Origin of the sequence: Dysgonomonas sp. ZJ709 (assembly GCF_011039195.1) — a bacterium.
Taxonomy (GTDB): Bacteria; Bacteroidota; Bacteroidia; order Bacteroidales; family Dysgonomonadaceae; genus Dysgonomonas.
Window position 1 is genome coordinate 121,851 of the sequence record NZ_JAAKEM010000003.1, and the last position, 25,153, is coordinate 147,003.

General features: G+C 37.6%; 29 protein-coding genes and 2 tRNA genes. 20 read left to right on the forward strand and 11 right to left on the reverse strand.

Features of this window, described 5'->3' with window-relative positions:
- Positions 1 to 52: 52 nt before the first annotated feature.
- Entirely contained in the window at positions 53 to 1,147 is a 1,095-nt protein-coding gene (gcvT, locus tag G7Y56_RS03865) for a glycine cleavage system aminomethyltransferase GcvT (RefSeq protein ID WP_165041234.1), read from the reverse strand.
- A 214-nt stretch (positions 1,148 to 1,361) separates the two neighbouring features.
- A complete protein-coding gene (gene pepT / locus G7Y56_RS03870) occupies positions 1,362 to 2,582 on the reverse strand; it encodes a peptidase T (RefSeq protein WP_165041236.1) in 1,221 nt (406 codons plus the stop codon).
- A 248-nt stretch (positions 2,583 to 2,830) separates the two neighbouring features.
- Between pepT and G7Y56_RS03875 the strand changes: the two genes are divergently transcribed.
- The 6 genes from G7Y56_RS03875 to G7Y56_RS03900 all read left to right on the forward strand — a co-directional run bounded on the left by G7Y56_RS03875 (position 2,831) and on the right by G7Y56_RS03900 (position 6,840).
- Positions 2,831 to 2,904 (forward strand) — tRNA-Thr (locus tag G7Y56_RS03875).
- A 78-nt stretch (positions 2,905 to 2,982) separates the two neighbouring features.
- Positions 2,983 to 4,296 carry an alpha-L-fucosidase gene (locus G7Y56_RS03880; RefSeq protein ID WP_165041238.1) on the forward strand — a complete coding sequence of 438 codons (1,314 nt, stop codon included), beginning with the start codon at positions 2,983 to 2,985 and terminating at the stop codon, positions 4,294 to 4,296.
- Between the two features lie 114 nt (positions 4,297 to 4,410).
- Entirely contained in the window at positions 4,411 to 5,181 is a 771-nt protein-coding gene (locus G7Y56_RS03885; RefSeq protein WP_165041240.1) for an N-acetyltransferase, read from the forward strand.
- Between the two features lie 203 nt (positions 5,182 to 5,384).
- A complete protein-coding gene (locus tag G7Y56_RS03890) occupies positions 5,385 to 6,020 on the forward strand; it encodes a viroplasmin family protein (RefSeq protein ID WP_165041242.1) in 636 nt (211 codons plus the stop codon).
- A gap of 26 nt (positions 6,021 to 6,046) precedes the next feature.
- On the forward strand, positions 6,047 to 6,460 hold the full coding sequence (locus G7Y56_RS03895; protein WP_165041244.1) for a hypothetical protein: 414 nt from the start codon (positions 6,047 to 6,049) through the stop codon (positions 6,458 to 6,460).
- Positions 6,415 to 6,840 (forward strand): hypothetical protein, encoded by a 426-nt coding sequence (locus G7Y56_RS03900; protein ID WP_165041246.1) that lies wholly within the window; start codon positions 6,415 to 6,417, stop codon positions 6,838 to 6,840. Before G7Y56_RS03895 ends, G7Y56_RS03900 begins: the two co-directional genes overlap by 46 nt.
- A 7-nt stretch (positions 6,841 to 6,847) precedes the next feature.
- Here G7Y56_RS03900 and G7Y56_RS03905 read toward each other — a convergent pair whose 3' ends face one another.
- Positions 6,848 to 7,177: a hypothetical protein gene (locus G7Y56_RS03905; RefSeq protein ID WP_165041248.1), complete on the reverse strand. Its 330-nt coding sequence runs from the start codon at positions 7,175 to 7,177 to the stop codon at positions 6,848 to 6,850.
- 175 nt (positions 7,178 to 7,352) lie between these two features.
- On the opposite strand from G7Y56_RS03905, the gene pheS reads away from it, so the two are divergent.
- On the forward strand, positions 7,353 to 8,372 hold the full coding sequence (gene pheS, locus G7Y56_RS03910) for a phenylalanine--tRNA ligase subunit alpha (RefSeq protein ID WP_165041250.1): 1,020 nt from the start codon (positions 7,353 to 7,355) through the stop codon (positions 8,370 to 8,372).
- 86 nt (positions 8,373 to 8,458) lie between these two features.
- Positions 8,459 to 9,169 (forward strand): DNA alkylation repair protein, encoded by a 711-nt coding sequence (locus tag G7Y56_RS03915; protein ID WP_165041252.1) that lies wholly within the window; start codon positions 8,459 to 8,461, stop codon positions 9,167 to 9,169.
- A 13-nt stretch (positions 9,170 to 9,182) separates the two neighbouring features.
- Here the strand turns inward: G7Y56_RS03915 and G7Y56_RS03920 are convergent, their stop codons facing one another.
- Positions 9,183 to 10,274 carry an FISUMP domain-containing protein gene (locus G7Y56_RS03920; protein WP_165041254.1) on the reverse strand — a complete coding sequence of 364 codons (1,092 nt, stop codon included), beginning with the start codon at positions 10,272 to 10,274 and terminating at the stop codon, positions 9,183 to 9,185.
- Positions 10,275 to 10,850: 576 nt separating this feature from the next.
- Between G7Y56_RS03920 and ilvD the strand changes: the two genes are divergently transcribed.
- The 9 genes from ilvD to G7Y56_RS03965 all read left to right on the forward strand — a co-directional run bounded on the left by ilvD (position 10,851) and on the right by G7Y56_RS03965 (position 19,071).
- Positions 10,851 to 12,680: a dihydroxy-acid dehydratase gene (ilvD, locus tag G7Y56_RS03925; protein WP_165041256.1), complete on the forward strand. Its 1,830-nt coding sequence runs from the start codon at positions 10,851 to 10,853 to the stop codon at positions 12,678 to 12,680.
- Positions 12,681 to 12,829: 149 nt separating this feature from the next.
- Positions 12,830 to 14,530 (forward strand): biosynthetic-type acetolactate synthase large subunit, encoded by a 1,701-nt coding sequence (gene ilvB, locus G7Y56_RS03930; RefSeq protein ID WP_165041259.1) that lies wholly within the window; start codon positions 12,830 to 12,832, stop codon positions 14,528 to 14,530.
- Entirely contained in the window at positions 14,523 to 14,915 is a 393-nt protein-coding gene (locus G7Y56_RS03935) for a VOC family protein (protein WP_165041261.1), read from the forward strand. The genes ilvB and G7Y56_RS03935 overlap by 8 nt, the downstream gene beginning before the upstream one ends.
- Before the next feature lie 9 nt (positions 14,916 to 14,924).
- Complete coding sequence (gene ilvN / locus G7Y56_RS03940) at positions 14,925 to 15,473, forward strand: acetolactate synthase small subunit (RefSeq protein WP_165025958.1); 549 nt, start codon at positions 14,925 to 14,927, stop codon at positions 15,471 to 15,473.
- Positions 15,474 to 15,485: 12 nt separating this feature from the next.
- Positions 15,486 to 16,223: an acyl-[acyl-carrier-protein] thioesterase gene (locus G7Y56_RS03945; protein ID WP_165041263.1), complete on the forward strand. Its 738-nt coding sequence runs from the start codon at positions 15,486 to 15,488 to the stop codon at positions 16,221 to 16,223.
- A gap of 41 nt (positions 16,224 to 16,264) precedes the next feature.
- Positions 16,265 to 17,311, forward strand: a complete 1,047-nt coding sequence (ilvC, locus tag G7Y56_RS03950) for a ketol-acid reductoisomerase (protein ID WP_165025961.1) — start codon at positions 16,265 to 16,267, stop codon at positions 17,309 to 17,311.
- A 127-nt stretch (positions 17,312 to 17,438) separates the two neighbouring features.
- On the forward strand, positions 17,439 to 18,071 hold the full coding sequence (locus tag G7Y56_RS03955; RefSeq protein ID WP_165041265.1) for a hypothetical protein: 633 nt from the start codon (positions 17,439 to 17,441) through the stop codon (positions 18,069 to 18,071).
- Positions 18,072 to 18,244: 173 nt separating this feature from the next.
- Positions 18,245 to 18,856, forward strand: coding sequence for a 30S ribosomal protein S16 (locus tag G7Y56_RS03960; RefSeq protein ID WP_165041267.1), 612 nt, complete (start codon positions 18,245 to 18,247; stop codon positions 18,854 to 18,856).
- 139 nt (positions 18,857 to 18,995) lie between these two features.
- Positions 18,996 to 19,071, forward strand: a tRNA-His gene (locus G7Y56_RS03965).
- A 383-nt stretch (positions 19,072 to 19,454) separates the two neighbouring features.
- Here G7Y56_RS03965 and G7Y56_RS03970 read toward each other — a convergent pair.
- Entirely contained in the window at positions 19,455 to 19,622 is a 168-nt protein-coding gene (locus G7Y56_RS03970; protein WP_165025964.1) for a DUF362 domain-containing protein, read from the reverse strand.
- A 338-nt stretch (positions 19,623 to 19,960) separates the two neighbouring features.
- On the opposite strand from G7Y56_RS03970, the gene G7Y56_RS03975 reads away from it, so the two are divergent.
- Genes G7Y56_RS03975 through G7Y56_RS03985 form a run of 3 tightly spaced genes read left to right on the forward strand, consistent with a single transcriptional unit; the run spans position 19,961 to position 21,336 of the window.
- Entirely contained in the window at positions 19,961 to 20,614 is a 654-nt protein-coding gene (locus tag G7Y56_RS03975; RefSeq protein ID WP_165041427.1) for a porin family protein, read from the forward strand.
- A gap of 14 nt (positions 20,615 to 20,628) precedes the next feature.
- On the forward strand, positions 20,629 to 21,054 hold the full coding sequence (locus G7Y56_RS03980) for a GNAT family N-acetyltransferase (protein WP_165041269.1): 426 nt from the start codon (positions 20,629 to 20,631) through the stop codon (positions 21,052 to 21,054).
- Between the two features lie 57 nt (positions 21,055 to 21,111).
- On the forward strand, positions 21,112 to 21,336 hold the full coding sequence (locus G7Y56_RS03985) for a nitrous oxide-stimulated promoter family protein (protein WP_165041271.1): 225 nt from the start codon (positions 21,112 to 21,114) through the stop codon (positions 21,334 to 21,336).
- On the opposite strand, the gene aroC is transcribed toward G7Y56_RS03985, so the two are convergent.
- Genes aroC through recR form a run of 6 tightly spaced genes read right to left on the reverse strand, consistent with a single transcriptional unit; the run spans position 21,329 to position 25,104 of the window.
- Positions 21,329 to 22,405, reverse strand: coding sequence for a chorismate synthase (gene aroC / locus G7Y56_RS03990; protein WP_165041273.1), 1,077 nt, complete (start codon positions 22,403 to 22,405; stop codon positions 21,329 to 21,331). The two genes, G7Y56_RS03985 and aroC, sit on opposite strands and share 8 nt — an antisense overlap.
- 35 nt (positions 22,406 to 22,440) lie before the next feature.
- Complete coding sequence (locus G7Y56_RS03995) at positions 22,441 to 23,004, reverse strand: L-threonylcarbamoyladenylate synthase (protein ID WP_165041275.1); 564 nt, start codon at positions 23,002 to 23,004, stop codon at positions 22,441 to 22,443.
- Positions 22,997 to 23,536, reverse strand: a complete 540-nt coding sequence (locus tag G7Y56_RS04000) for a GNAT family N-acetyltransferase (protein WP_165041277.1) — start codon at positions 23,534 to 23,536, stop codon at positions 22,997 to 22,999. The genes G7Y56_RS03995 and G7Y56_RS04000 overlap by 8 nt, the downstream gene beginning before the upstream one ends.
- Positions 23,537 to 23,539: 3 nt before the next feature.
- Positions 23,540 to 23,995, reverse strand: a complete 456-nt coding sequence (locus G7Y56_RS04005; RefSeq protein ID WP_165041280.1) for a BT0820 family HAD-type phosphatase — start codon at positions 23,993 to 23,995, stop codon at positions 23,540 to 23,542.
- Positions 23,996 to 23,998: 3 nt separating this feature from the next.
- A complete protein-coding gene (locus tag G7Y56_RS04010) occupies positions 23,999 to 24,472 on the reverse strand; it encodes a hypothetical protein (RefSeq protein WP_165041282.1) in 474 nt (157 codons plus the stop codon).
- A gap of 8 nt (positions 24,473 to 24,480) precedes the next feature.
- On the reverse strand, positions 24,481 to 25,104 hold the full coding sequence (recR, locus tag G7Y56_RS04015) for a recombination mediator RecR (protein ID WP_165041284.1): 624 nt from the start codon (positions 25,102 to 25,104) through the stop codon (positions 24,481 to 24,483).
- Between the last annotated feature and the right edge of the window lie 49 nt (positions 25,105 to 25,153).

Consider the following 25,153-nt stretch of genomic DNA (forward strand, 5'->3'; position numbering starts at 1 on the left):
AAAAAAGGGATTCAAAATTGAATCCCTTTTCTATTTTGTATTGCTAACTAAATTACAATTTTCTAAAAGGAGGTTTTACAACCTGAGCTTGCAAATTTTTATCTCTTATTTTTATATAAATCACAGAGCCCGGCTTAGCATATTCAGGTTTCACGTAGCCTAGACCTATGCCAGCTTTAGTTGTGGGAGCCATTGTTCCCGAAGTTACAACACCTATTTTCTCATTGGCAGCATTTACAATATCATAGCCATGGCGAGGAATACCCCTCTCCTCCAATTGAAATCCACAGAGTTTTCTGGTCACACCATCAACCTTTTGTTTTTCTAATACAGAGCGACCTATAAAGTTTTTATCTTCAATAAATTTAGTAATCCAACCCAAACCAGCCTCTAGAGGCGTTGTAGTATCATCCAAATCGTTCCCGTAAAGACAATAACCCATTTCGAGGCGAAGCGTATCACGAGCCCCTAAACCAATTGGTTTGATGCCAAATTCTTCTCCTGCTTCAAATATAGCATTCCAAATATCGATACCATACTCAGGATAGAAATAAATTTCAAAGCCTCCTGCTCCGGTATAACCTGTATTAGAGATAATAACATTTTCCAGGCCCGACCCTTTCATACTACCTATCGTAAAAGAGTAGTAAGGAATAGTAGTAAGGTCTATCTTCGTTAGTTTTTGTAATGTTTCCAAAGCTTTTGGCCCTTGTATAGCTAATTGACCTATTTTATCAGAAGCATTCTCCAGATCAGCAAACTCTTCATTATTCTCGACACACCAATTCCAGTCTTTCTCTATATTCGAAGCATTTACAACAAGCATATATTTTTCAGGCTCGTAGTGATAGATGATAATATCGTCTATTATACCACCCTCCTTATTTATAAAACATGAATATTGAGCTTTTCCTATAGGCAATATAGCAACATCATTACTGGTTACTCGCTGCAAGAAAGCCAAGGCTCTGGGACCTTTTACCCATATTTCGCCCATATGAGAAACATCAAACACTCCTACTCCATTGCAAACAGCCATATGTTCGTCAATGATTCCTGAATATTCGATGGGCATATTATATCCTGCAAACTCGTGCATTTTAGCACCCAGTGCAATATGTATATCTGTAAATGGCGTTTTCTTCATAATAAGGTTATTTATATGTATATTTTTTATAGATTTCGTATTTGCTATAAATATAATAAATAATAATACTTCAACATCTACTTTATGTTTGGATTCTTTAAAATAATCTTGTTTATAAGCAAAGATAGAGTAGCCACTAGTGCTACTCTGATCTTATTATTTTACTATATTAATGAGAAAAATATCTCTTTCTCCGTCCTGTTTACATCAGCAACTACTTAGAAGCAACAAGTTCGGCTATCCTCACAATCACCTCTACTGCTTTTTGCATCGATTGGATAGGCACAAATTCATATCTTCCATGGAAATTATGACCACCTGCAAAAATATTAGGACAAGGTAACCCCATATACGAGAGACGAGCGCCGTCTGTTCCACCTCTTATCGGTTTCACGAGTGGAGTAACACCTACAGAGGTCATTGCTTCGAAGGCAAGATCTACAATATGCATCACAGGCTCTACTTTTTCGCGCATATTAAAATATTGATCTTTTATTTCTAAAGTTGTACTATCGGGATACAGCTTATTAATAAAATCAACTGCATCTATTAGCAATTGCTTACGTTTCTTATATAAAATTCTGTCATGATCGCGTATTATATAGCTCAAAGAAGCACTATCAACCGTTCCTGTGATATTCATCAGATGGAAAAAACCTTCATATTCGGTAGTATGTTCAGGTCTTTCGTCTGCGGGTAATAATGATATTAGCTTATTGGCAATCACCAAGGCATTTTTCATTTTATTCTTTGCTGATCCGGGATGCACACTACGCCCTTGTATCGAAATTTTAGCCCCGGCAGCATTAAAATTCTCATATTCTAACTCACCTATTGGTCCACCATCGATAGTATAAGCCCATTCACAACCAAATTTTGCTACATCAAAGTGATCTGCACCTGCGCCTATTTCCTCATCCGGAGTAAAGCCGATGCGTATTTCACCATGCTTAATCTCAGGATGGTCTTTCAGATATTGAATAGCTGTCAATATCTCTGCGATACCAGCTTTATCATCAGCACCAAGCAATGTAGTTCCATCAGTTACAATCAAATCCTGCCCTTCGTAATCAAGCATTTCAGGGAAATCTCTTGGAGACAGCACAACATTCGCTTTTTCATTCAAAATAATATCTCCACCATTGTACTTGGTTACTATGCGTGGATTAACATTCTTACCTGTCAGATCAGGGCTCGTATCCATATGTGCTACAAATCCAATAGTAGGTACTTTCTTATCTGTATTTGCAGGCAATGTAGCCATTATATATCCTCTTTCGTCCAGTGAAATATCTTCCAATCCCATTTGGCGGAGTTCTTTTTCTATTTCACGAGCTAAAATTAACTGTCCCGGTGTACTTGGAGTTACTCCCGTTTCGGTACTCGATTCAGTATCGTACTTCACATATTTAAGAAAACGATCAACAACTGTCATTATTTGTTTTTTTTATGATAATAATTAAAAATATAAGTCGCTGATAACTAAATTGTTTTTTGCTAATGCGACTTTCATACAAATATAAGCAAAGGAAAAATATGATGCAACATTTTGCAAATCGAAAAAATTAGCATACTTTTGTGCCCGGGTAAGTCCTATACGGTCAGCTCCTGATTAATCCCCCAGGGTTTGATCGCAGCAAGGGCCGTCGGTTGAGCGACGCGATATAGGTAGCTTACCCACCTGCCTCTTTAGCTCAGTTGGCCAGAGCACGTGATTTGTAATCTCGGGGTCGTTGGTTCGAATCCGACAAGAGGCTCAAAAAACTATCTGATTTTATCAGGTAGTTTTTTTATTTTACTATCTTTGGTAATCTGTTAACCAATTCTACATTACCATGAAACAACGATTTTTAAGCCTCTCCCTAATCTTATTTATCTCTATCAGCACATACAGCCAATCGTCAAAACCCGATACCCGCTGGTTCGATGAAGCACGCTTAGGCCTGTTTGTACACTTTGGCCCTTACAGTGTACTAGGTGATGGTGAATGGGTTATGCAGAATAGGCCTATAAAAGTAAAAAACTACAAAAATCTCCAACAATTTTTCAATCCGCAGGATTTTGATGCAAAAGAATGGGTCAAAATAGCAAAAGATGCCGGAATGAAATATATAACATTCACTTCCCGACATCACGATGGTTTTAGCAATTGGAATACCAAACAGTCCGATTGGAATATAATGAATACACCACATTTTGGTCGAGATATAATAAAAGAGCTTGCTGATGAGTGTCATAAAGAAAATATCAAGCTAATACTATATTACTCTCTCATAGATTGGTCGAGAACAGACTATCAGTACTGGACAGGACAAACCGGCAGCGGATGCGGACGTACCGAACGTGGGGAATGGGCAGACTACATTAATTTTATGAAAGCACAACTCACAGAATTATTGACTAATTATGGAGATATTGCAGGTATATGGTTCGATGGTGATTGGGATCAGCATCCAAGCGATAGTAAATCGCACGTAAATTCTCGTGTCGACTGGCATTATGATGAAATATACGGCTTAATACATAAGTTGCAACCAAACTGTATGATATCGAATAACCATCATAAAGAACCCATAGATGGAGAGGATTACCAAGCTTTTGAGCGTGACCTACCAGGAGAAAATAAGAGTGGATATAGTGATGGGCAAGTGGCTGCTGGGCACCTACCTTTAGAAACTTGCGAAACAATGAATGCTACTTGGGGATATAATATTACTGACAACAATTTCAAATCAGAGAAAGAACTTATCCACTATTTAATCAAAGCTTCGGGCTATGGTGCAAACCTTTTGCTCAATGTTGGCCCTATGCCTAATGGAAAAATACAAACTGAATGTGTAGATCGTCTACAAGTGATGGGTGATTGGCTTAGTAAATATGGTCATACAATATACGGAACAACGGCCGGTTTCTTAAAACCTGAAAAATGGGGCGTTTCTACTGCAAAAGGTAAAATAACATATATCCATGTTTTGGACAAAGATCTTGATAAGATTATTATTAATATACCCAATATTAAATCGGCAAAATTACTTAATACCGATGCTAAGCTTGTCTGGAAAAAAGATAAAAAAAGTAATAATGTAATTTTCAGTTTTAATGGAAATCTTGATGATATTGACACGATCATTGAAGTAGAAATGAAATAAAAAGTGCTTTTTTCGCCTTTGACGTATAAGGCAAAAGACAAGAACACAAGTTTAGAAAGGTAAGGAGTATTTAATTTATTATAAACTTTATATTAATTTGAAGCGAGGGTGTATATGGATATTGATTTTGTAAATTTAACAACAGAAAATCTTGCTAATGAGCATTTATGTTGCATTATCCGCAGTAAAAAAACCCATCAAGGTATTGACGCAAAGCGACAATGGCTTTCAGACCGACTAAATGAAGGTCATGTCTTTAGAAAGTTAAATGCAAGAGCTACGGTTTTTATTGAATATGCTCCTCTTGAAACAGCTTGGGTTCCCATAACTGGTGACAACTATTATTACGTGTATTGCCTATGGGTTTTAGGTGATCACAAAGGAAAAGGATATGCTAGATCGCTGATGGAGTATTGCTTGGCTGATGCCAAAGAAAAGGGTAAATCCGGCATTTGTATGCTTGGAGCAAAAAAACAAAAATCTTGGCTTTCTGACCAATCATTTGCGAAGAAGTTCGGCTTTGAGGTGGTCGATACAACCGATAATGGATATGAATTGCTTGCACTTTCTTTTGACGGAACAACGCCAAAGTTTGCTCTAAATACTAAAAAACAAGAAATTGAAAGTAAAGATCTAACAATTTATTATGATATGCAATGCCCCTACGTCTATCAAAACATAGAGATGATAAAGCAGTATTGTGAAATGAATGATGTTCCTCTATCTCTAATTCAAGTGGATACGCTACAAAAAGCAAAGGAACTGCCTTGTGTTTTCAATAACTGGGGTGTGTTTTATAAAGGAAATTTTGAGACCGTAAATTTGCTAGATATCACCTACTTAAAGAGAATACTCAAAAATGAAAATACGATTTCGTTTTTTTGATAAAATGTGCAGCGACCATAAAATAGACTTATATAAACCTCCATTAATGATACCTGCTCTGAATCGGAATTTCTCATATCTATATGCCAATGCTATATTTTAGCTTATTACTTTATAATTTGGAAGAGTATGTATCTTATCATTTTCTACTCTCCTACTTTATTCGTTAATTTGTAACTATAACTTATAACTCTCATTCCCCTGTGGCAAAGAAAAAATTTTATACGGTATGGAACGGTATCAAACCCGGTGTATACAGCGATTGGAAAGAATGTAAAAACCAGATTGATGGCTACGATGGGGCTATCTATAAATCATTCCCCACACTCGAAGATGCCGAAAGAGCCTATAATGACACACCATGGAGTTATGTAGGGAAAAATGCCGAAAAGAAGAAATCTTCCTCATCAGCCTCTATACAGAACAATCCGGAGATTATTAAAGACAGTTTGTCTGTAGATGCTGCGTGTAGTGGTAATCCCGGACTGATGGAATATCGTGGAGTATATGTAAAAACAGGCGAAGAGGTTTTCAAACAAGGACCATTCGAAATGGGAACCAACAATGTCGGCGAGTTTTTAGCATTGGTACATGGCTTAGCTCTCTTAAAGCAAAAAAAGGCAACGATACCTCTCTATTCTGATAGTGCAAACGCTATAAAATGGGTGAAAGATAAAAAATGCAAGACCAAATTGGAGCGCCTGCCCGAAAATGTATCTCTCTTTTATATGATTGAACGTGCCGAAAAATGGCTGAAAGAAAACTCATATACTACCCGTATTATTAAATGGGAAACGGCTAAGTGGGGTGAGATCCCCGCCGATTTTGGACGAAAATAGAATTCCATAAACATAAAAGCTATATTATGAGACGCATAACACCCGAACTTACAGCCGAGTTGTTCAACCATTTTGGCAATCCTCAACAAGTACGTGTAGGGGCAGGTGAAGCGTGCAAAATAGCGACCTTCAGAGAACTTGTAGAATGTATAGCAAAACTATCGTTCAAAAATAAAGACCATCTGCTTTTCTATCGCGGACAAAATACCGACTATAAAAATAAAGCTGGAGTATCATCTTTTTATCCAACCATATATCGTGGAGACTATCTCCCACAAAAAGACCTAAATAAACGATTCAATACTTTAAAGACGGCAAGTAAAACACTTGTCGAATTATTCGAAACACAAAAAATAGAAGGTTATAAGGATGTAAAACGCAGAAAATCCATTCAATGGAGCATACTCCATTACTTGACTTTACCCACTCGCTCCGTGTAGCATGCTCGTTCGCCATGATTGACAACAACACTGATAAGGCTTATATATCGGCCTTTGGATTACCCTATCTTACGAATCGCATAAGCGTCAATTCGGAACATGATACTATTAATGTACGTTTACTGAGCATCTGTCCTCCAACAGCTTTACGTCCTTACTTTCAAGAAGGATATCTCATTGGGACAGATGGTATATCAAATAGTTATGATACAAAAGGGGAATTGGATTTTAACAATAGACTTGTTGCAAAATTTGAAATACCAAACAACCCATCCTTTTGGGGCGATGGCTTCCATCAAATACCTAGAAACTCTCTTTATCCACAAAACGATCCGATAGAAGATATTTGCAAACAGATAAAGAATATCATAAATAGATAACAAGTATTTATTTTTTCTTATTCCTATGGATATGAAATAAGACTAATACAACAACAGCATTTAGTATAACCATTGATATAAATATGCCTCTGCCTATTGGAATAAGAGACTCGACTTCCGATGCAATCATAAAAGATGGAATCAATCCGATTGCTCCAAGACTGAACCAAAAAATTCCCAATCTGTGATTGAACCGTTTAGCATCTACAATGTCATCGGTTTCGCGAGGACGCATTCGTAAAGGATCGAAAGGTACATCTGACAGATACGCTCTTAATGCTTGTATCCATACAACAGCAATTAGAGCGAAGAAAACCAGAAGAAGAATATAGTCCATGGATGTGTTCTTTTTGCGTAAAGTTAAGATAAAAGAAGAATGAAAAACATTCTACACTTAACAAATTTCCCTTACATCCATCGCCAATAGAAAAGAAAAATGTATTTTTGTATTCCATTAGAAAATTACAAAAACAGCCGTCAACTTATTACAGTTGACTGTTAACTGAAAAAATATGATTGACAAAATTAACAAGCTACTTGCCGAAATTGACACGATCAAGGCAGATAAAGCAGACGAAATTGAGAACATACGTATCAAATACCTCAGCAAAAAAGGCGAAATATCGACATTGATGAACGATTTTCGCAATGTTGCAGCAGAGCAAAAGCGCGAAGTAGGTATGATGCTTAACGAACTGAAAGAAAAAGCTCAAGAGCGTATCAACGAACTGAAAGATGCACTTGAAAGCGGACAAGCAGGTGACGATAGTATTGACCTTACACGTACTGCTGCTCCCGTAGCACTAGGCACTCGCCACCCTTTATCAATCGTAAAAAAAGAAATCTGTGATATATTTAAACGCCTTGGGTTTTCTATAGCCGAAGGTCCCGAAATAGAAGACGACTGGCATGTGTTCTCTTCGTTGAACTTTGCCGAAGATCATCCTGCTCGCGATATGCAAGATACGTTCTTTATCGCCCGCGATCCCGAAATAGTATTACGTACACATACTTCTTCTGTACAAACACGTGTTATGGAGAAACAACAACCTCCTATCCGTATTATTTGCCCCGGACGAGTATACCGTAACGAAGCCATTTCTTACCGAGCACATTGTTTCTTCCATCAGGTAGAGGCACTTTATATAGACAAAAACGTATCGTTTGCCGATCTTAAGCAAGTATTGATGTTCTTTGCCAAAGAAATGTTTGGTGCAGATACTAAAATACGCCTTCGTCCGTCTTACTTCCCATTTACAGAGCCTAGTGCCGAAATGGATATTTCATGTAATATCTGTGGAGGGAAAGGATGCCCGTTCTGTAAACACACAGGTTGGGTAGAAATACTTGGTTGTGGCATGGTAGATCCTAATGTTCTTGAAAATTGTGGTATAGACAGCAAGGTATATTCGGGTTATGCCCTAGGAATGGGTATTGAGCGTATTACTAATCTAAAATATAGGGTAAAAGACTTGCGCATGTTCTCGGAGAACGACAAACGCTTCTTAGAGCAATTTGAAAGCGCACATTGATATTTGCCGAATAAAAAATATTGAAAAGGTTATCCGGATGGGTGACCTTTTCTTTTTTAGGAAAGGAATTTATTATTCAACAGCATATGAAAAACATATTAGCCGATATCCGCCAGACACTCATTGATAGTATTGACGAAAATACACAGAAGACCAGTCAGAATTACTTTAAAGAACAAATAAAGTTTTATGGAGTAAGAGTGACACTTGTTACCAAGATCAGTAAAGATGTTTATGGTCTGATTAAAGAAAAATCTAAAAAAGAGATATACATCCTTTGTGATGAATTATGGCAATCAGGATATATCGAAGAATCGTTCATTGCCTGTAATCTATCCTACTATATACATGAAAGGTATGAGTCTGGAGACATCGAAGTATTCGAAAAATGGGTAAACCAATATGTAACCAACTGGGCATCATGCGATACCTTATGTAACCATACGATAGGAACATTTATCGAGATGTTTCCCCAACATATATCTATTTTGAAGGAGTGGGCTAAATCTCATAATCGTTGGATGAGGCGGGCATCTGCCGTAACCCTTATCATCCCCGCTAGGAAAGGCCTATTTCTTAATGATATATTTGATATTGCAAACACTTTATTACTTGACGAAGATGACCTTGTTCAAAAAGGCTATGGCTGGATGCTTAAAGCTACAAGCGAAGCGCACCAGAAAGAAGTATTTGGCTATGTAATATCTAAGAAAGCAATAATGCCACGAACATCACTTAGATATGCTATAGAAAAAATGCCGCAAAGCATGCGGGCTGAAGCAATGAAAAAAGAATAGAATATTTTATTCGTTAGTTCTTCACGCAGCGAACAGAAAAATAATTGAATGTATTATTAGTTCCTTGAGCCATTCCTATAACATTCAAAGCAAAATAGTTTGCAAAACCGTTAACAGCAATACTACTCCAAAAATAGCCTGTTGCACCATAACTACCTACATTTCCTGATGCATAACCTGCTAGTAATGCATTAAAACCACCTTCTGCATAAGAACGGCTAGCTCCTTGAGTAGCTGTTGCACTTAGCGGTACTTTAGTCGGAGACTTCATATTTCTCACATAATCCGCTGTACTAGCACTATTGCCATGTAAACAAGGATTATTGGTTACAGAAGCAATCAATGCCGCTTGCTCTACAACATTGGGTATATGCCAACCATTAGGACAAATACCTTGGTATTTAACACCTTCTACAGATGATGAAATATCTATTGTGCCAGTTGCTGCAAACCAGTTATAAAGAAATCCCATTTCCTTCATTTGATTGAAATAATAAGGATCCGCACCATCTATCAACCCTGTGCCATAAGGATTCGGATTAAGAGCTGGATAACACCAATAAGGTGTTGTGGTTCTCATCGCCCAAGGGCCCTTTAGTGTAGGAGGAGAAACAATCCCTGTATCATATTGTGTTGCACGCAGATTCTCAAGCATCCACCAATTATCACCGAATTTCCCAATGTGATAAGTTATTGGATTGGCTGGATCTCTTTTATCTACTAATACATCTACTTCTGCCGGAAAGCCATTACCAATGGCATCCCATTCATTTCCATCCCAAACATGAAGACCTTTGAATAAATTCTTACACAGATTTTCATTTATATTGTAAACAACAAGCCCTGTGTGATCCGCATTGAGAGCTTTGCTTATTGTATCTGCCACCGATAACATCGGATATAAAGCAGTACGACTTTGCAGTGCTACCCGAGGTAAACCCAATCCTTTTTCAGAATTAGCATTACCGGTAAATGTGCCATCCTGTTCGAGATCAAGCAAAGAACCTCTAACCGGCTCCTTTCCAGAACCAATTGTAACCTGTGCTTTAACCGACATATTGCAAAAAACAATAATCGAAAGAATTAAAAATAAAAATTGCTTCATAGTGGGAATGTGTAATTTATGTAAACAATAACACTCAAAATCAAACATTTGTCATCTAACTTACTTTTTTGCCATAACAAAGATATTTTATTTTAGTTATTTCACCACCATAGATTTACATTATTTTCTGCCAATTAATTTTCAATGCAACATCCTGATATATAATACCAATCGTCGGGACCAGCATCTTCATATCTTCCATTATTTAGAAACAACAAAACTATTAGAAAAGAGTAGAGTATTACTAATCCACAAATAAGCTGTCTCTCCATAATAATGGATAGATATTAGAGATATTACACACACATTTTAGCTTAATAACTAAAAAATAACTGATAATCCTTGTTTATAAAAAAAGAATCTATAACTTTGTGTAATACTTTTAGATGATAATAATGACAAATTGTATTCTACATGTCCTCGTCCTCAATGTTCTCCTCGTCGATCAGAGCAATTGAGAAAGGTATGTACATATGATAATGTATAAATATAAGGAAATAACAACATAGACCTTTCTCATTTGCGTGAGAAAGGTTTTTTTTTAGCAACTATCAAGAGATATAATAGAATAAAATTATGGGATTCCAACTAAGAAGTTCTACAAGTACACAAGGACGCCGCATGGCAGGGGCTAGAGCCCTATGGAGAGCCAATGGCATGAAAGAAGAACAGATGGGCAAACCACTGATCGCAATAGTAAACTCTTTCACACAATTTGTTCCGGGACACGTACATCTGCACGAGATAGGGCAAAAAGTAAAAGCTGAGATAGAGGCATTAGGTTGCTTTGCAGCCGAATTTAATACAATAGCTATCGACGATGGTATCGCTATGGGACACGATGGTATGTTATATTCCCTACCCTCTCGCGACCTGATAGCCGATAGCATAGAATATATGGTAAACGCACACAAAGCCGATGCAATGGTATGCATCAGCAATTGCGATAAAATCACTCCAGGCATGTTAATGGCCTCGATGAGATTAAACATCCCTACTATATTCGTTTCGGGTGGACCGATGGAAGCCGGTGAGTTAGATAATAAACACCTCGACTTGATAGATGCCATGATAAAGGCAGCCGATGATAGTGTATCGGACAAAGAAGTAAACGCAATAGAACGAGCTGCATGCCCTACTTGCGGTTCATGCTCTGGTATGTTTACTGCCAATTCGATGAACTGTCTTAACGAAGCAATAGGTTTGGCACTACCGGGTAATGGAACAATCCTTGCGACACATGCCAACAGACTAAAACTGTTTCATGATGCAGCAAAACAAATAGTAGAAAGCGCATACCGTTACTATCGCGATGGAGACGAATCGGTTCTTCCACGCAAAATAGCCACTAAACAAGCCTTCCTTAATGCTATGACACTTGATATAGCAATGGGTGGCTCTACCAATACAATACTTCACTTACTGGCAATAGCACAAGAGGCTGAAACAGATTTTACGATGGATGATATCGACAGATTGTCACGTAAAACTCCTTGCTTGTGTAAAGTTGCACCCAATACTCAAAAATATCATATACAAGATGTAAACCGTGCAGGCGGCATACTCAGTATAATGAACGAATTGGCAAAAGCTAATCTGATAGATACATCTACCTGTCGTGCCGACGGACTTACACTGGCACAGGCTATCGACAAATACGATATAACAAAAGCTAATCCATCGGAAGAGGCTATAAAATTATATAAATCTGCACCGGGCAATAAATTTAACTTGGTGATGGGTTCACAAGACAATTATTATAAAGAACTCGATACTGATAGAGCCGAAGGGTGTATTCGCGACGCAGAACATGCCTATACTAAAGATGGCGGCTTAGCTATCCTTAAAGGAAATATAGCACTTGATGGCTGTGTAGTTAAAACTGCAGGTGTAGACGAGAGCATATTCAAATTTTCAGGTACAGCCAAAGTATTTCATTCTCAGGATGCTGCATGCGAAGGAATCCTAAGAGACGAGGTAGTAGCAGGTGATGTTGTAGTTATTACATACGAAGGACCGAAAGGTGGCCCTGGTATGCAGGAAATGCTATATCCGACTTCATATATAAAATCAAAACATTTAGGTAAAGAATGTGCTTTGATTACCGATGGTCGGTTCTCAGGTGGTACATCAGGGCTATCTATCGGCCATGTTTCGCCCGAAGCAGCATCAGGAGGAGCAATCGGGCTAGTTCGTAATGGCGACATTATCGAAATAGATATACCGAACCGCTCTATAAATGTGAAGTTGACTGATACCGAATTGCAAGCACGCCGCCAAGAGGAAGAAGCGAAGGGTCAGAATGCATTTAAGCCAAACAGAGAACGGTATGTATCGAAAGCATTGAGAGCTTATGCAAGCATGGTTAGTTCAGCAGATTTGGGTGCTATACGTATTATAGAATAAATGAATATTACTATTCCACTGTTTTTTAACTTGGGCTAACTATGTATATAATAAAAAAAACAATATATACAGTAGAAAGTACAAAAGCAGAGTTTGAATACAGAAAGTGAAATATTTAATCAAAGTTTCATAAGAAGAAAAATATAACCATGAATAAAGAAATAACAGGAAGTGAAGCTCTTTTGCAATCGTTGGTAAACGAAGGGGCAGATACCATATTCGGGTACCCGGGTGGTGCTATCATGCCCGTATTCGATTGTTTATATGATTATAAAGATAAGATAAATCATATCCTCGTTCGTCACGAACAGGGAGCAACTCATGCCGCACAAGGCTATGCACGCACTTCGGGTAAAGTCGGTATAGCATTAGTGACATCGGGTCCCGGTGCTACAAATGCCGTAACAGGCATCGCAGATGCTATGATAGACAGCACTCCACTGATCGTGATATCGGGACAGGTAGCTTCGTCACTATTGGGTAGCGATGCTTTTCAGGAGGCTGATGTAGTTGGTATTACGCAACCAATAACCAAGTGGGCATATCAGATACGCCGCCCCGAAGATATACCATGGGCAGTAGCCAGAGCATTTTATATTGCCTCCACAGGTCGTCCCGGTCCGGTTATTCTTGATATAACCAAAGATGCCCAATTTGGTAAAATGCCAAGTTATGAATACAAGAAAGAAACTTTCATACGTAGCTATCAGCCTAAACCGGAAGTTCGCGATTCAGAAATAGAGACAGCTGCACAGATTATAAATCAAGCCAAGAAACCCTTGGCATTGGTAGGGCAAGGCGTAATACTTGGCAGTGCAGAAAAAGAATTGCTTGCTCTTCTCAACAAATCGGGTATCCCTGCCGCATCTACAGTATTAGGACTTTCGGCTATCCCAACAAATCATCCGTTGAATGTGGGAATGCTAGGAATGCACGGTAACATCGGACCCAATAAAATGACAAACGAATGTGATGTGCTTATTGCTATCGGTATGCGTTTCGACGACCGTGTAACAGGCGATCTAAAAACTTATGCCAAACAAGCTAAAGTAATACATTTCGATATAGACAAAGCCGAGATCAATAAGAACGTAGCTGTAACAGCTCGTGTATTGGGCGACGTGAAAGAAACATTACCCAGAGTTACAGAGTTGCTTCAAGACAATAGTCATAGCGAATGGCTAGAAGGTTTTAAAGCATGTTACAAAAAAGAATACGATGTTGTTATCAATAACGAACTCCATCCTACTTCGGGTCAGCTCAAGATGGGCGAGGTAATCAATAAAGTATCTGAAGCCACAGGCAACGACGCAGTTATGGTAACTGATGTAGGCCAACATCAGATGATGGGTGTTCGTTACTTCAAATATAACCAGACACGCAGTGTAGTTACATCAGGCGGACTAGGTACAATGGGATTCGGGCTTCCAGCCGCTATTGGTGCTAAATACGGAACTCCCGATCGCACAGTATGCCTCTTTGTCGGTGATGGCGGTATACAGATGACAATACAGGAACTAGGCACAATCATGCAATACGATGTCGATGTAAAGATAATTATTCTCAATAATCACTTCTTAGGCATGGTACGCCAATGGCAGGAATTATTTTTCGACGAAAGATATTCCGAAACTGTAATGAAGAATCCGGACTTTGTAAAGATATCCGAAGCATATAGCATCCCTGCCAAAAAGGTAGAAACACGTGAGGAACTTGATCTGGCAATAGCTGAAATGCTTAGCCATAAAGGACCTTACTTATTGGATGTACAGGTTGAAACAAAAGGAATGGTATACCCGATGGTACCTGCCGGAACTTCTGTAACAAATATATTGCTGGGAAATGAGTAATCTATCTAGAATCCATCATATTGCTATTATTTGCTCGGATTATGAGCAATCGAAAGATTTCTATGTCAACAAATTAGGATTAAAGATTATATTAGAAACTTATCGTACCGAACGAAATTCGTATAAACTGGATTTGGCTGTTGGCGAGTGTGGACAAATAGAACTATTTTCGTTCGATAATCCCCCACCCCGACCTAGTTTTCCCGAAGCACGAGGATTAAGACATCTGGCTTTTGCGACTAGTGATATAGAAAAAGAAATAGCTGATCTGGAAGCAAAAGGAATTAGTGTTGAGCCGATAAGAATAGATGAATTAACAAACTGTAGATTTGCTTTTTTTAGTGATCCCGATGGTTTACCATTAGAGTTGTATGAAACAAAATAAATGTCTGTTATGGAAAATAAAACATTATATACAGTAACTATATTTTCAGAAAACACCGTTGGCTTACTAAGCCAGGTAACAAGTGTGTTTACTCGTCGACAATTGAATATTGAAACACTTTCAGTATCCCCCTCTGCAATACCGGGCATACACAAGTTTACAATAACAATCTTTTGTGATGAAGAAATGATCAAAAAGGTTGTTCTCCAAATAGACAAACGTGTGGATGTACTGAAATCGTATTATAACACTGATGATGAACTAATACATCAGGAGATAGCACTTTACAAGCTTTCTACTCCCGATTTCTTAAAAATAGACTCGGCAGAAGCACTTATCCGTACATACAATGCACGCATTCTTGAGATTAACGAAGTATGCGTGGTTATCGAAAAAACCGGTCATCATGCCGAAACTCAAGCCTTGTTTAAGGATTTGAGTGAAAAGATCGGTGTGCTACAATTTATCCGTTCGGGACGTGTAGCTATAACAAAATCGAAAATTGAACGATTGAGTGACATGCTTTCAGAATTAGATAAAAAAACATTAAATCAGTAATTTATTAGATTAATGCAAGCTCCTATAGGAATATACGAATTTAGAATAGACGCATATCTTACAGATTTTAGAGGTAAAGCAACTCTACCGATGATCGGAGGCTTTATGCTACAAGCTGCAACAAAACATGCCGAAGAACGTGGGTTTGGCTATTCGTTTATGACAGCAAAGAAAAGAGCATGGGTACTGTCACGAATGGCGATAGAGATATTCGAATATCCCAAAAATGATAGTATATTTATTATCAAAACCTGGGTCGCTGTCGTAAACAGGCTATTTACAGAGCGTTATTTTTCATTTGAAAACAGCGAAGGTAAAGAAATCGGTTTTGCTAAATCACTATGGGCCTCGATAGACCTTGTGAGCCGTAAACCGACTAATGTACTGGAACTTGATGGACTCACGAGCTATATAGATAATAATAAAAGTTGCCCGATAGAAGGCATGACTAAAATCCCTGTACTAAAAGAAAATTATACTAAAACAGGCGATTTCGTTGTTAGGTATAGTGATGTAGATATTAATAAACATTTGAACAGTATGAAATATATTGAGCATTTTGTAGATATATTTGATATTGATATGTTCAGAGAAAAAGAAATAGAACGCTTCGAGATAAATTATGTATCAGAGGGCCGCTATGGAGCAAAATTAGATATACTCGAAAGAGAAGAAGCTGATTCTAAATTTATTTTAGAGATGAAAGAAGGTGACACCGATGTGTGCTCATCAAGAGTGATTTGGAAATAATTTTCAGACTAAATAATATTTTATTAAACAATTAATCAATTATGGCAGAAATGAATTTTGGTGGCACATTAGAACAAGTTGCTACCCGTGATGAATTCCCTTTGGAAAAAGCAAGAGAAGTACTAAAAGACGAAACTATTGCAGTTATTGGCTATGGCGTACAAGGTCCCGGTCAAGCACTTAACCTACGCGATAACGGATTCAATGTAATCATTGGCCAACGCAAAGGTGGCAAAACTTGGGATAAAGCTATTGCTGACGGATGGGTTCCGGGAGAAACATTATTTGATATAGAAGAAGCTGCCGAAAAAGGTACAATCATTCAATACCTATTGTCTGATGCTGCTCAAATAGAAGTATGGCCAAGACTTAAACCGTATCTGACTGCGGGTAAAGCTCTTTACTTCTCTCATGGCTTTGGTATCACATACAAAGAACGTACAAACATTATTCCTCCTGCTGATATTGACGTAATCCTTGTTGCTCCTAAAGGATCGGGAACAAGCCTTCGTCGTATGTTCCTTGAAGGACGTGGATTGAATTCTAGCTATGCTATTTTCCAAGATGCTACAGGACGTGCTAAAGAACGTGTTATCGCTCTTGGTATCGGTGTAGGTTCAGGATATTTGTTCGAAACAGATTTCAAACGTGAAGTATATTCTGACCTTACAGGTGAGCGTGGAACATTGATGGGTGCTATACAAGGTATCCTTCTTGCTCAATACGAAGTATTACGTGAAAACGGTCATTCTCCATCAGAAGCATTTAATGAAACAGTAGAAGAATTGACTCAATCGTTGATGCCTCTTTTCGCTGAAAAAGGTATGGACTGGATGTATGCAAACTGCTCTACTACAGCTCAACGTGGCGCACTAGACTGGATGACTCCTTTCCACGATGCAACTAAACCTGTATTTGCTAAATTATACTCGGAAGTGGCTAACGGAAACGAAGCTCAACGTTCTATCGATACAAATTCAAAACCTGATTACCGCGAAAAACTAGAAGAAGAACTTAAAGCTCTTCGCGAAAGTGAAATGTGGCGTACAGGTGCAGTTGTTAGACAATTAAGACCAGAGAATAACTAATAGTTAATCTGCACTATATAAGGAAGGCTACTTGAGAAATCGAGTAGCCTTTTTTGTTAAAATTTTGCTTTTTTTATTTTATTACTATCTTTGCATTTATTCACAAATCTCAAACTACATATAATAAATGAAAAAATCCCTTGCCTTTTTATCTCTAATTTGTATTATACTATTAGGGTTTTCCTCTTGTTCAGGTTGTGTAAAAAAGGTTTCTAAATCAGTTACAGAATTAGGTCTTGATGCCGTTGAAGGTGTTGCTGAAGCTGTCGATGAACATGGTGCCAAAGTTGCGAAAAAAGCAACAGATGCAGCAGGAACCTTAGCCGAAGGTGTTGGACGTAGCCTTGATCGCCAATTGAATGAACATGTTGCTACTGTAGCTTCAGCTACAGGTAAAACATTTGTTCAAAGTGTTGATGGATTCACACAAGGATTTAATGAAGAAGTAGAAAAACACTATGATGTTATACCCCACACCGAAGCTTTTTGTTCAGGCGTTTCATTAGATTATTTTGCTAAATATAAAACAATTGCAGTAGTAGATGCATATTTTATTATTCTCGAAAAAGGAGTATATAAATCTAAGTTCGAATGTTACGATTCTAACAATAAGCTATTCTTGTCAAAAGATATAGAGGCTGATAAAACAAAAGAAATTGAACGTAAATATACACTTGTTAGTTTCGCTTTGAATGCACAGGAAGCTGCCGATTTCAAGGATATTAAAGAAGTAAAAATAACGGTTACAAAGAAAAAATAACAGACTTAAAATACCAATTATATTAGCGGCTGTTCTTCAATAATTAGAGAATAGTCGCTTTTTCTATCATCAAAAGGCAATTAAAGGATAATATCATATTATAATTCAAAAAGTTATTCTTATCTTCGCACCCGCTAATAACAATTATGTATTAATTAAAAATTAACAAAAAAATGGCTACAAAGATCCGTTTACAAAGACGAGGACGCAAAGGTTATCCTTTTTATCACATCGTCATTGCAGATAGCAGAGCTCCACGTGATGGAAAATTTATTGAAAAAGTTGGTTCGTACAACCCGAACACTAATCCTGCTACAATAACTTTAGATTTCGACAGGGCTTTGTATTGGCTACAAGTTGGTGCTCAACCAACTGACACAACACGCAACATTCTTTCTGACGAAGGAGTATTGTACAAAAAACATCTTTTAGGTGGTGTTACCAAAGGTGCTTTCACAGAGGCTGATGCTGACAAGAAATTCGAAGCATGGAAATCTAACAAAGACAAAGGTACACTAGCTCAAATCAACAAAAATGATGCTAAAGCTAAAGCAGAAGAAAAAGCTCGTCACGAAGCTGAAGTAGCTGCCAACAAAGCTAAAGCAGAAACTGTAGCTCAAAAGAAAGCTGAAGAGAATGCTGCACAAGCAGAGGCAGAAGCTGAAGCTGCTCCGGCAGTAGAAGTGGTTGCTGAAACAACAGAAGTAGAAGCTGCTCCGGCAGAGGCTCCAGTTGTTGCAGAAGAAGCACCGGCTGCTACAGAAGAAGAAAAAAGTGCTGAGTAATTTAAATTTACCGCATAATGAAAAATGCTCTATCAAATAGAGCATTTTTTTGTTTTAAAGTGGCATTTTTTCTTCCGTAAGGCTTGCAAATACAATAAAAATGCATATCTTTGCAGCGCAATAATAGTTATTGCAACACGGTGATTGTAGCTCAGTTGGTTAGAGCGTCGGATTGTGGTTCCGAAGGTCGCGGGTTCGAGACCCGTCTTTCACCCTAGAGGGCATCTTTGGTAATTCAAGGGTGCTCTTTTTATTTATATAAATTCAACTTTAGAGTATAAAGAAAGAGACTACCACCATTGGTTCTTCACTTGTAAAAGCTATTCTCTACCCATACACGTTACTCAATATCTCACTACAAGTTTGCTATCCGCTTTAATGATTCAATTGTACTACATGGCGATAGCAATGAGTCTAACCTGAGCGATATGGAAATAAATAGTACTTTATTATTATAGTTTTTATTTAAATTTTTGCTAAAGAGAAATTTCCTTAAGGAACTCAGTATTTAAATAATGCACAAGTAAAATTCAAGACAAAAAAAAGGAACTAACCTTTCGGATAGTTCCCTTCTTTTATTTCTATTACCAACGCGATATTAAGCCGGATGAATTGCTTCAGTTGGACAAGCATCGGCACAAGTACCACAATCTGTACAAGCATCCGGATCAATTGTATAAATATCTCCTTCTGATATAGCATTTACCGGGCACTCATCGATACAAGTACCACAAGCAATACAATCTTCATTAATTACGTAAGCCATGATTTTTAATTTTTAATATTATTACTAACTTTGATGGGACAAATATATAGAGTTTTTTCGTTCATCCAAAATGGATAGTGTTAGATATTATTAATATAGATATAACTTTCATCTATAAGACATAAATATAAAATATCAACCCACTGTTTATTAACATATTACAATTAAATTTGTTTTTTAAGTGGGAAGAACATTAAATGCTTATTTTTAATCTTTCTAAGTAATAAAATAATATAATAAGCAGACAGAAATAACGTTACAATTAAAAGCAAACAGCAGTGAAACAAAACAAAATATACGTACTACTAATAATCGTATTCAGCTTATTAGCCATAAGTATGGAAGCCCAGATACAGAAGCCTAAAAAACAACCTTTTGCTGACCAGAAATTATATCATTTTGGCTTTTTGGTAGGTATACACACTCAGGATATGATATTGTCGCACACGGGTTACACATCGCCTACCGGAGAAGCCTGGTTTGCCGAAATCCCATCATATTCTGTCGGATTTAGTGTAGGAATTATCGCAGATAGGTATATCAGCGAGCATTTTAATTTAAGGGTAAGTCCTAGTTTACACTTTGGTGAAAAAGGTTTTGTATTCAGAGAGCAGAAAACAGGTGAAGAGTATAAAAATACATTTAAAACTAATTATTTTTCAATCCCTCTTAATCTCAAGTTTAGCGCTAATCGTATACAAGACTATCGTCCTTATCTCTTGGCAGGGGGATATGCCAACATGGATATGAGTTCGAAAAAGGATCAGGCTTTACGCTTTAAGAGGGTTGATTATGGTTTAGAATTCGGTGTAGGATGTAATTTCTATTTAGCAATGTTCAAGTTGTGTCCCGAATTAAGATTTTCATTTGGATTAACAGATATAATCAGCAAAGATAATTCTGACCTAACGGATAAAGATCTATTAAAATTCAGGGATTCTATGTCGTCGGGTAAGACACGTATGATTTCACTGATCTTCAACTTTGAATAAAATAACATTAAATCATGAATTTACGATATCAAGATAATTGCCAAAATATACCATGGCAAAGAGTACCTATTCTGCTCAATAAAGTAGGCATGGCATTTACTGATGCAGATAAACATCGAATATCCTTTGAATCCAGCTATTCGGTCATTTTTGTTTTCGATGAGAATGAACTTATTGGATTCGGCAGAATTCTCTCAGATGGAGTTCGTCAATCAGCTGTATACGATATTGCTGTTGACCCATCCTATCAGGGGAAGAAGATTGGACTAGAAATAGTCGAAAAACTTATTGCAACAACTCCCGATTGTAATTTTATATTATATGCATCTCCAGGCAAAGAAGGATTCTACAAGAAATTGAACTTCAAGAAAATGAAAACAGGAATGGCACTCTTCTCTAATCCGCAAAGGATGGTAGATGGTGGATTTATAGAAGAATGAATACTACAGAGAAAAAAACGGTCGGAAAAATGATCTATATTTACTGTGCTGCAATGCATGGTACATCACATAGAATGTTCTGAACTGAATAAATACGCTCAGAAACGTCTTACGCACTGTAAATATGGAGAGCAAAAACCCACCTGCAAGAAATGCCCGACACATTGCTATGCTTCCGAAATGAAAACTAAAATGCAGGAGATTGTGCGATTTTCGGGACCTCGAATGATTTATCGAAATCCGATATTAGCTATAAAGCACTTACTTAAGAGCTTTAAATAAGTGCTTTGTTTAATTTACTCAATAAATAATAATCTAATATTGTCATTGCTGCCATTGCCTCAACAATCGGCACTGCACGTGGTAATACACAAGCATCATGACGTCCACGGGCTTTCAGGTTCGTATCTTCACCTTTCGTATCGACAGTATCCTGAAGCATTAAGACTGTTGCTACGGGTTTGAATGCTACTCGAAAATAAATATCCTGTCCATTCGATATACCGCCCTGAACACCACCTGAATGGTTGGTACGAGTATTTATCTTTCCATTATCGTTATAGAAAACATCATTTATTTCAGAACCCCTATGATTTACATCGAAACCATCGCCATATTCGAAGCCTTTTACAGCATTAATTCCAAGCATAGCAAACCCTAGGGCTGCATGTAGTTTGCCGAATACAGGCTCTCCAAGACCTACTGGTGTCCCTTTGATAACACAGGTAATTACACCTCCGATAGTATCACCCTTCGATTTCACTTCTTCGATCAGTGTAATCATTTCATTTGCTTTATCCATATCAGGACAACGAACGGGTGTCGATTCTATCTGAGATAGATCATATAATGAGTAATCATTTTCTAGTTTGATATGACCCACTTGCGATGTGTAACCTGTCACATCGATCCCTAGCTGCTTAAGTGCTAGCTTGGCTAATGCCCCACCTACACAGCGAGCTATAGTCTCGCGTGCAGAAGAGCGTCCTCCTCCCCTATGGTCACGAACACCATATTTCTGCGCATAGGTATAATCGGCATGCGAAGGTCGGTATATATCTTTCAGATTGTCATAGTCCGACGAATGCTGATTATTATTCCGAATAACAAAACCAATCGGTGTACCCGTAGTCATACCTTCGTATATCCCTGACAAAAACTCAACCTCATCAGATTCTTTACGTGGAGTTGTTATCTTAGACTGTCCGGGACGACGACGATTCAGTTCTTCCTGAACAAATGCCATGTCTACTTCTATCCCCGACGGGCAACCGTCAATAACTCCACCAATAGCAATACCATGCGATTCACCGTATGATGTCAATCTAAATATATTTCCAAATGTATTCATTCCTATAATTCTAACCGTTTGTAAAAAAGATTATTCTATTCACGAATAATCTTTATCTCGCCACCTTTTCCTAATTTAATAATCCCCGATGGCTTGGGTCTACTGGTTTCTTCCTGACGAAAATTAACAATGTAATCAACGCCATTTTTGATCTCATCGCTTATCTCATCGAAACGTGATGGCGCAGGCTCTCCACTTATATTGGCAGAAGTGGAAACAATCGCCTTGCGGAAACGTTTACACAATTCCTGAGAGAATTTCTCCTGAGTAACACGAATAGCGATACTTCCATCATCAGCTATAAGATTAGGTGCAAGATTTCGTGCATCATCATATATTATAGTGAGCGGCTTATCAGCAACTTCTATCAAATCCCATGCAATAGACGGTACACCGTCCACATAAAAATCAAGCTTAACCGAATTATCAACAAGCACAATTAAAGCTTTGCTATCTGTGCGTTTCTTTAATTCATATACTCTTCTTACTGCATCTTCGTTAGTAGCATCACAACCAATGCCCCAAATAGTGTCGGTAGGATATAGAATCAATCCTCCGGCAACCAATACGTCAAATGCTTTTTTTATCTCTTCATTCATTTATTTGACTATTAATCAGTTGTATTACCAAAACATCTTCATAGTTGTCATCCATCAATTGTATCCAATCTTTCAGAATGCCAACAGGACTATAACCTATATTTTCGAAAAGTTTTAAACTCGGTTTATTATTCACCCCTATATATGCATACAACTGATGCAGCTTCAAAAAATTGAAAGCATATTCACGCATCAACTCTAAAGCTTGCGATGCATACTTCCTATTTCGGTATGCTTCATCTATAAGAATACCTATACCGGCATTTTTGTTACGCATATTTATATCGTACAGATCGACTGTACCTATCGTTGTATTTTCCCCGACAATATCTATCATCAGCCGCAATTGTTTACTCTGATAAATATCCATTTCGAGAGAATCGTTAATATACTGACGCAATGCTAACTTCGAATATGGCGAAACGGTGCTGCCGTATATCCACAATTCGGAATTATTCTCCCATTGATAAAGTAATTCTAAATCTTCCGGCTCTAATGCACGCAGCCTTATCTGCGAATTTTCAAGAAGCATAAATTAATAACCGTCTTTTTCGAACATTTCTCCTAAGCGGATAAAGAAGTTCTTCTTTCTGCGGCGCATTCTCTGATTCTCGCCCGATGCCATCATTATTTTCTCATACGATGTCTCTCCTTTTTCCATTGCTTTGATAGCATGGTAAATAACTCCCCAATCGGGCAAGCCACCTAAATTACGATCGTCAATAAACAAATCTGCGTCTAATTTCCTCGATGCTTGAGTAGGATCTTCCTCTGGATGATTCTTATTAGCTGCATAAAACCTCAGACCTTTGCTCTGACAGTAATCGACTGCTTCTTGAAGTAAACTTCCACTACGTACCGACCACATAAGAAGTGTATGTCCTTCTTTTTGAAGCTGAAGTAATGTTTCTATTGCAAAAGGTATTGCTCGTCCAATCTTTGGGTATTCATGCTCAACGACAGTTCCGTCAAAATCTACTGCTATAATCATAGTTTATTCGTTATTTTTATTTTCTTCTGTTTCTATTAATGGTTCTTGCTCTGATTCTTTAATCGATAAAGAGTTCTTATTCGGATAGCAGAACATAAGTGCAAATATAGTAATAACAGTCATATAGATGCAGTTTTGCGATTCGAATAAATAAAGACCAATCATATTTAATACAATTACCGCGTCTAATATAGCCATACGGATCGAGTATATTAACATATACTTACCTAGATATTGCTCTAAAGACAATAGTTGAATCTTCTCATGTTGCGAATGAAAAAATTTCAAAGCCACTGGTATTCCGATCATTGTGAACACAATAGCGTAACGCTCGAAAGTAACATTCGTTCCTACACTCTCTCCAATATTAGCACCTTTAGAGTATAGTAATGCCAAAAAGATGAAGACGGCAGACAGGATATTTATCCAAAAGAATGTCATGAGACGTAATTGTATTTTTTTCTGTGAATTTTCCATAGTTCAGGTTACATTCTGTATGATTCGTTAAAAAGGGTTCTGTTTAAGATGGAACGCCCTAATGTGATTTCATCTGCATATTCAATTTCATCCCCAATGGAAATTCCACGGGCTATCATAGAAACTTTAACATCGTAAGGAGCAAGCTTTTTATATATGTAAAAATTAGTCGTATCTCCTTCCATTGTAGTACTCAAAGCCAATATAATTTCTTTTATACTACCATCTGCCACGCGCTCTATCAAACTATTTATTTCGAGATCGGCGGGACCTATTCCGTCTATCGGTGAGATAATCCCCCCTAGTACATGATATAAGCCTTTGAATTGCATCGTGTTTTCAACAGCCATTACTTCCTTAATATTTTCTACAACACATATAGTCGACGAGTCTCTTGATTTATCGAGACATATAGGGCAAATATCATTATCGCAGATATTATGACATGATTTACAATATTTTACAGTGTGCTTTAGTTCGGTTAGTGCCTGAGCAAATCCATCTACAGTACTATTATCTTGCCGAAGCAAATGCAAGATAAGGCGTAAGGCTGTCTTTCGACCAATCCCCGGAAGTTTGGCAAATTCATTAACAGCATTTTCAAGTAATAAAGATGGGTATTTTGGATTCATAAACAGCTATTTCTATAGGTACAAAGATAGTAATAATTTAGTTTTTCTC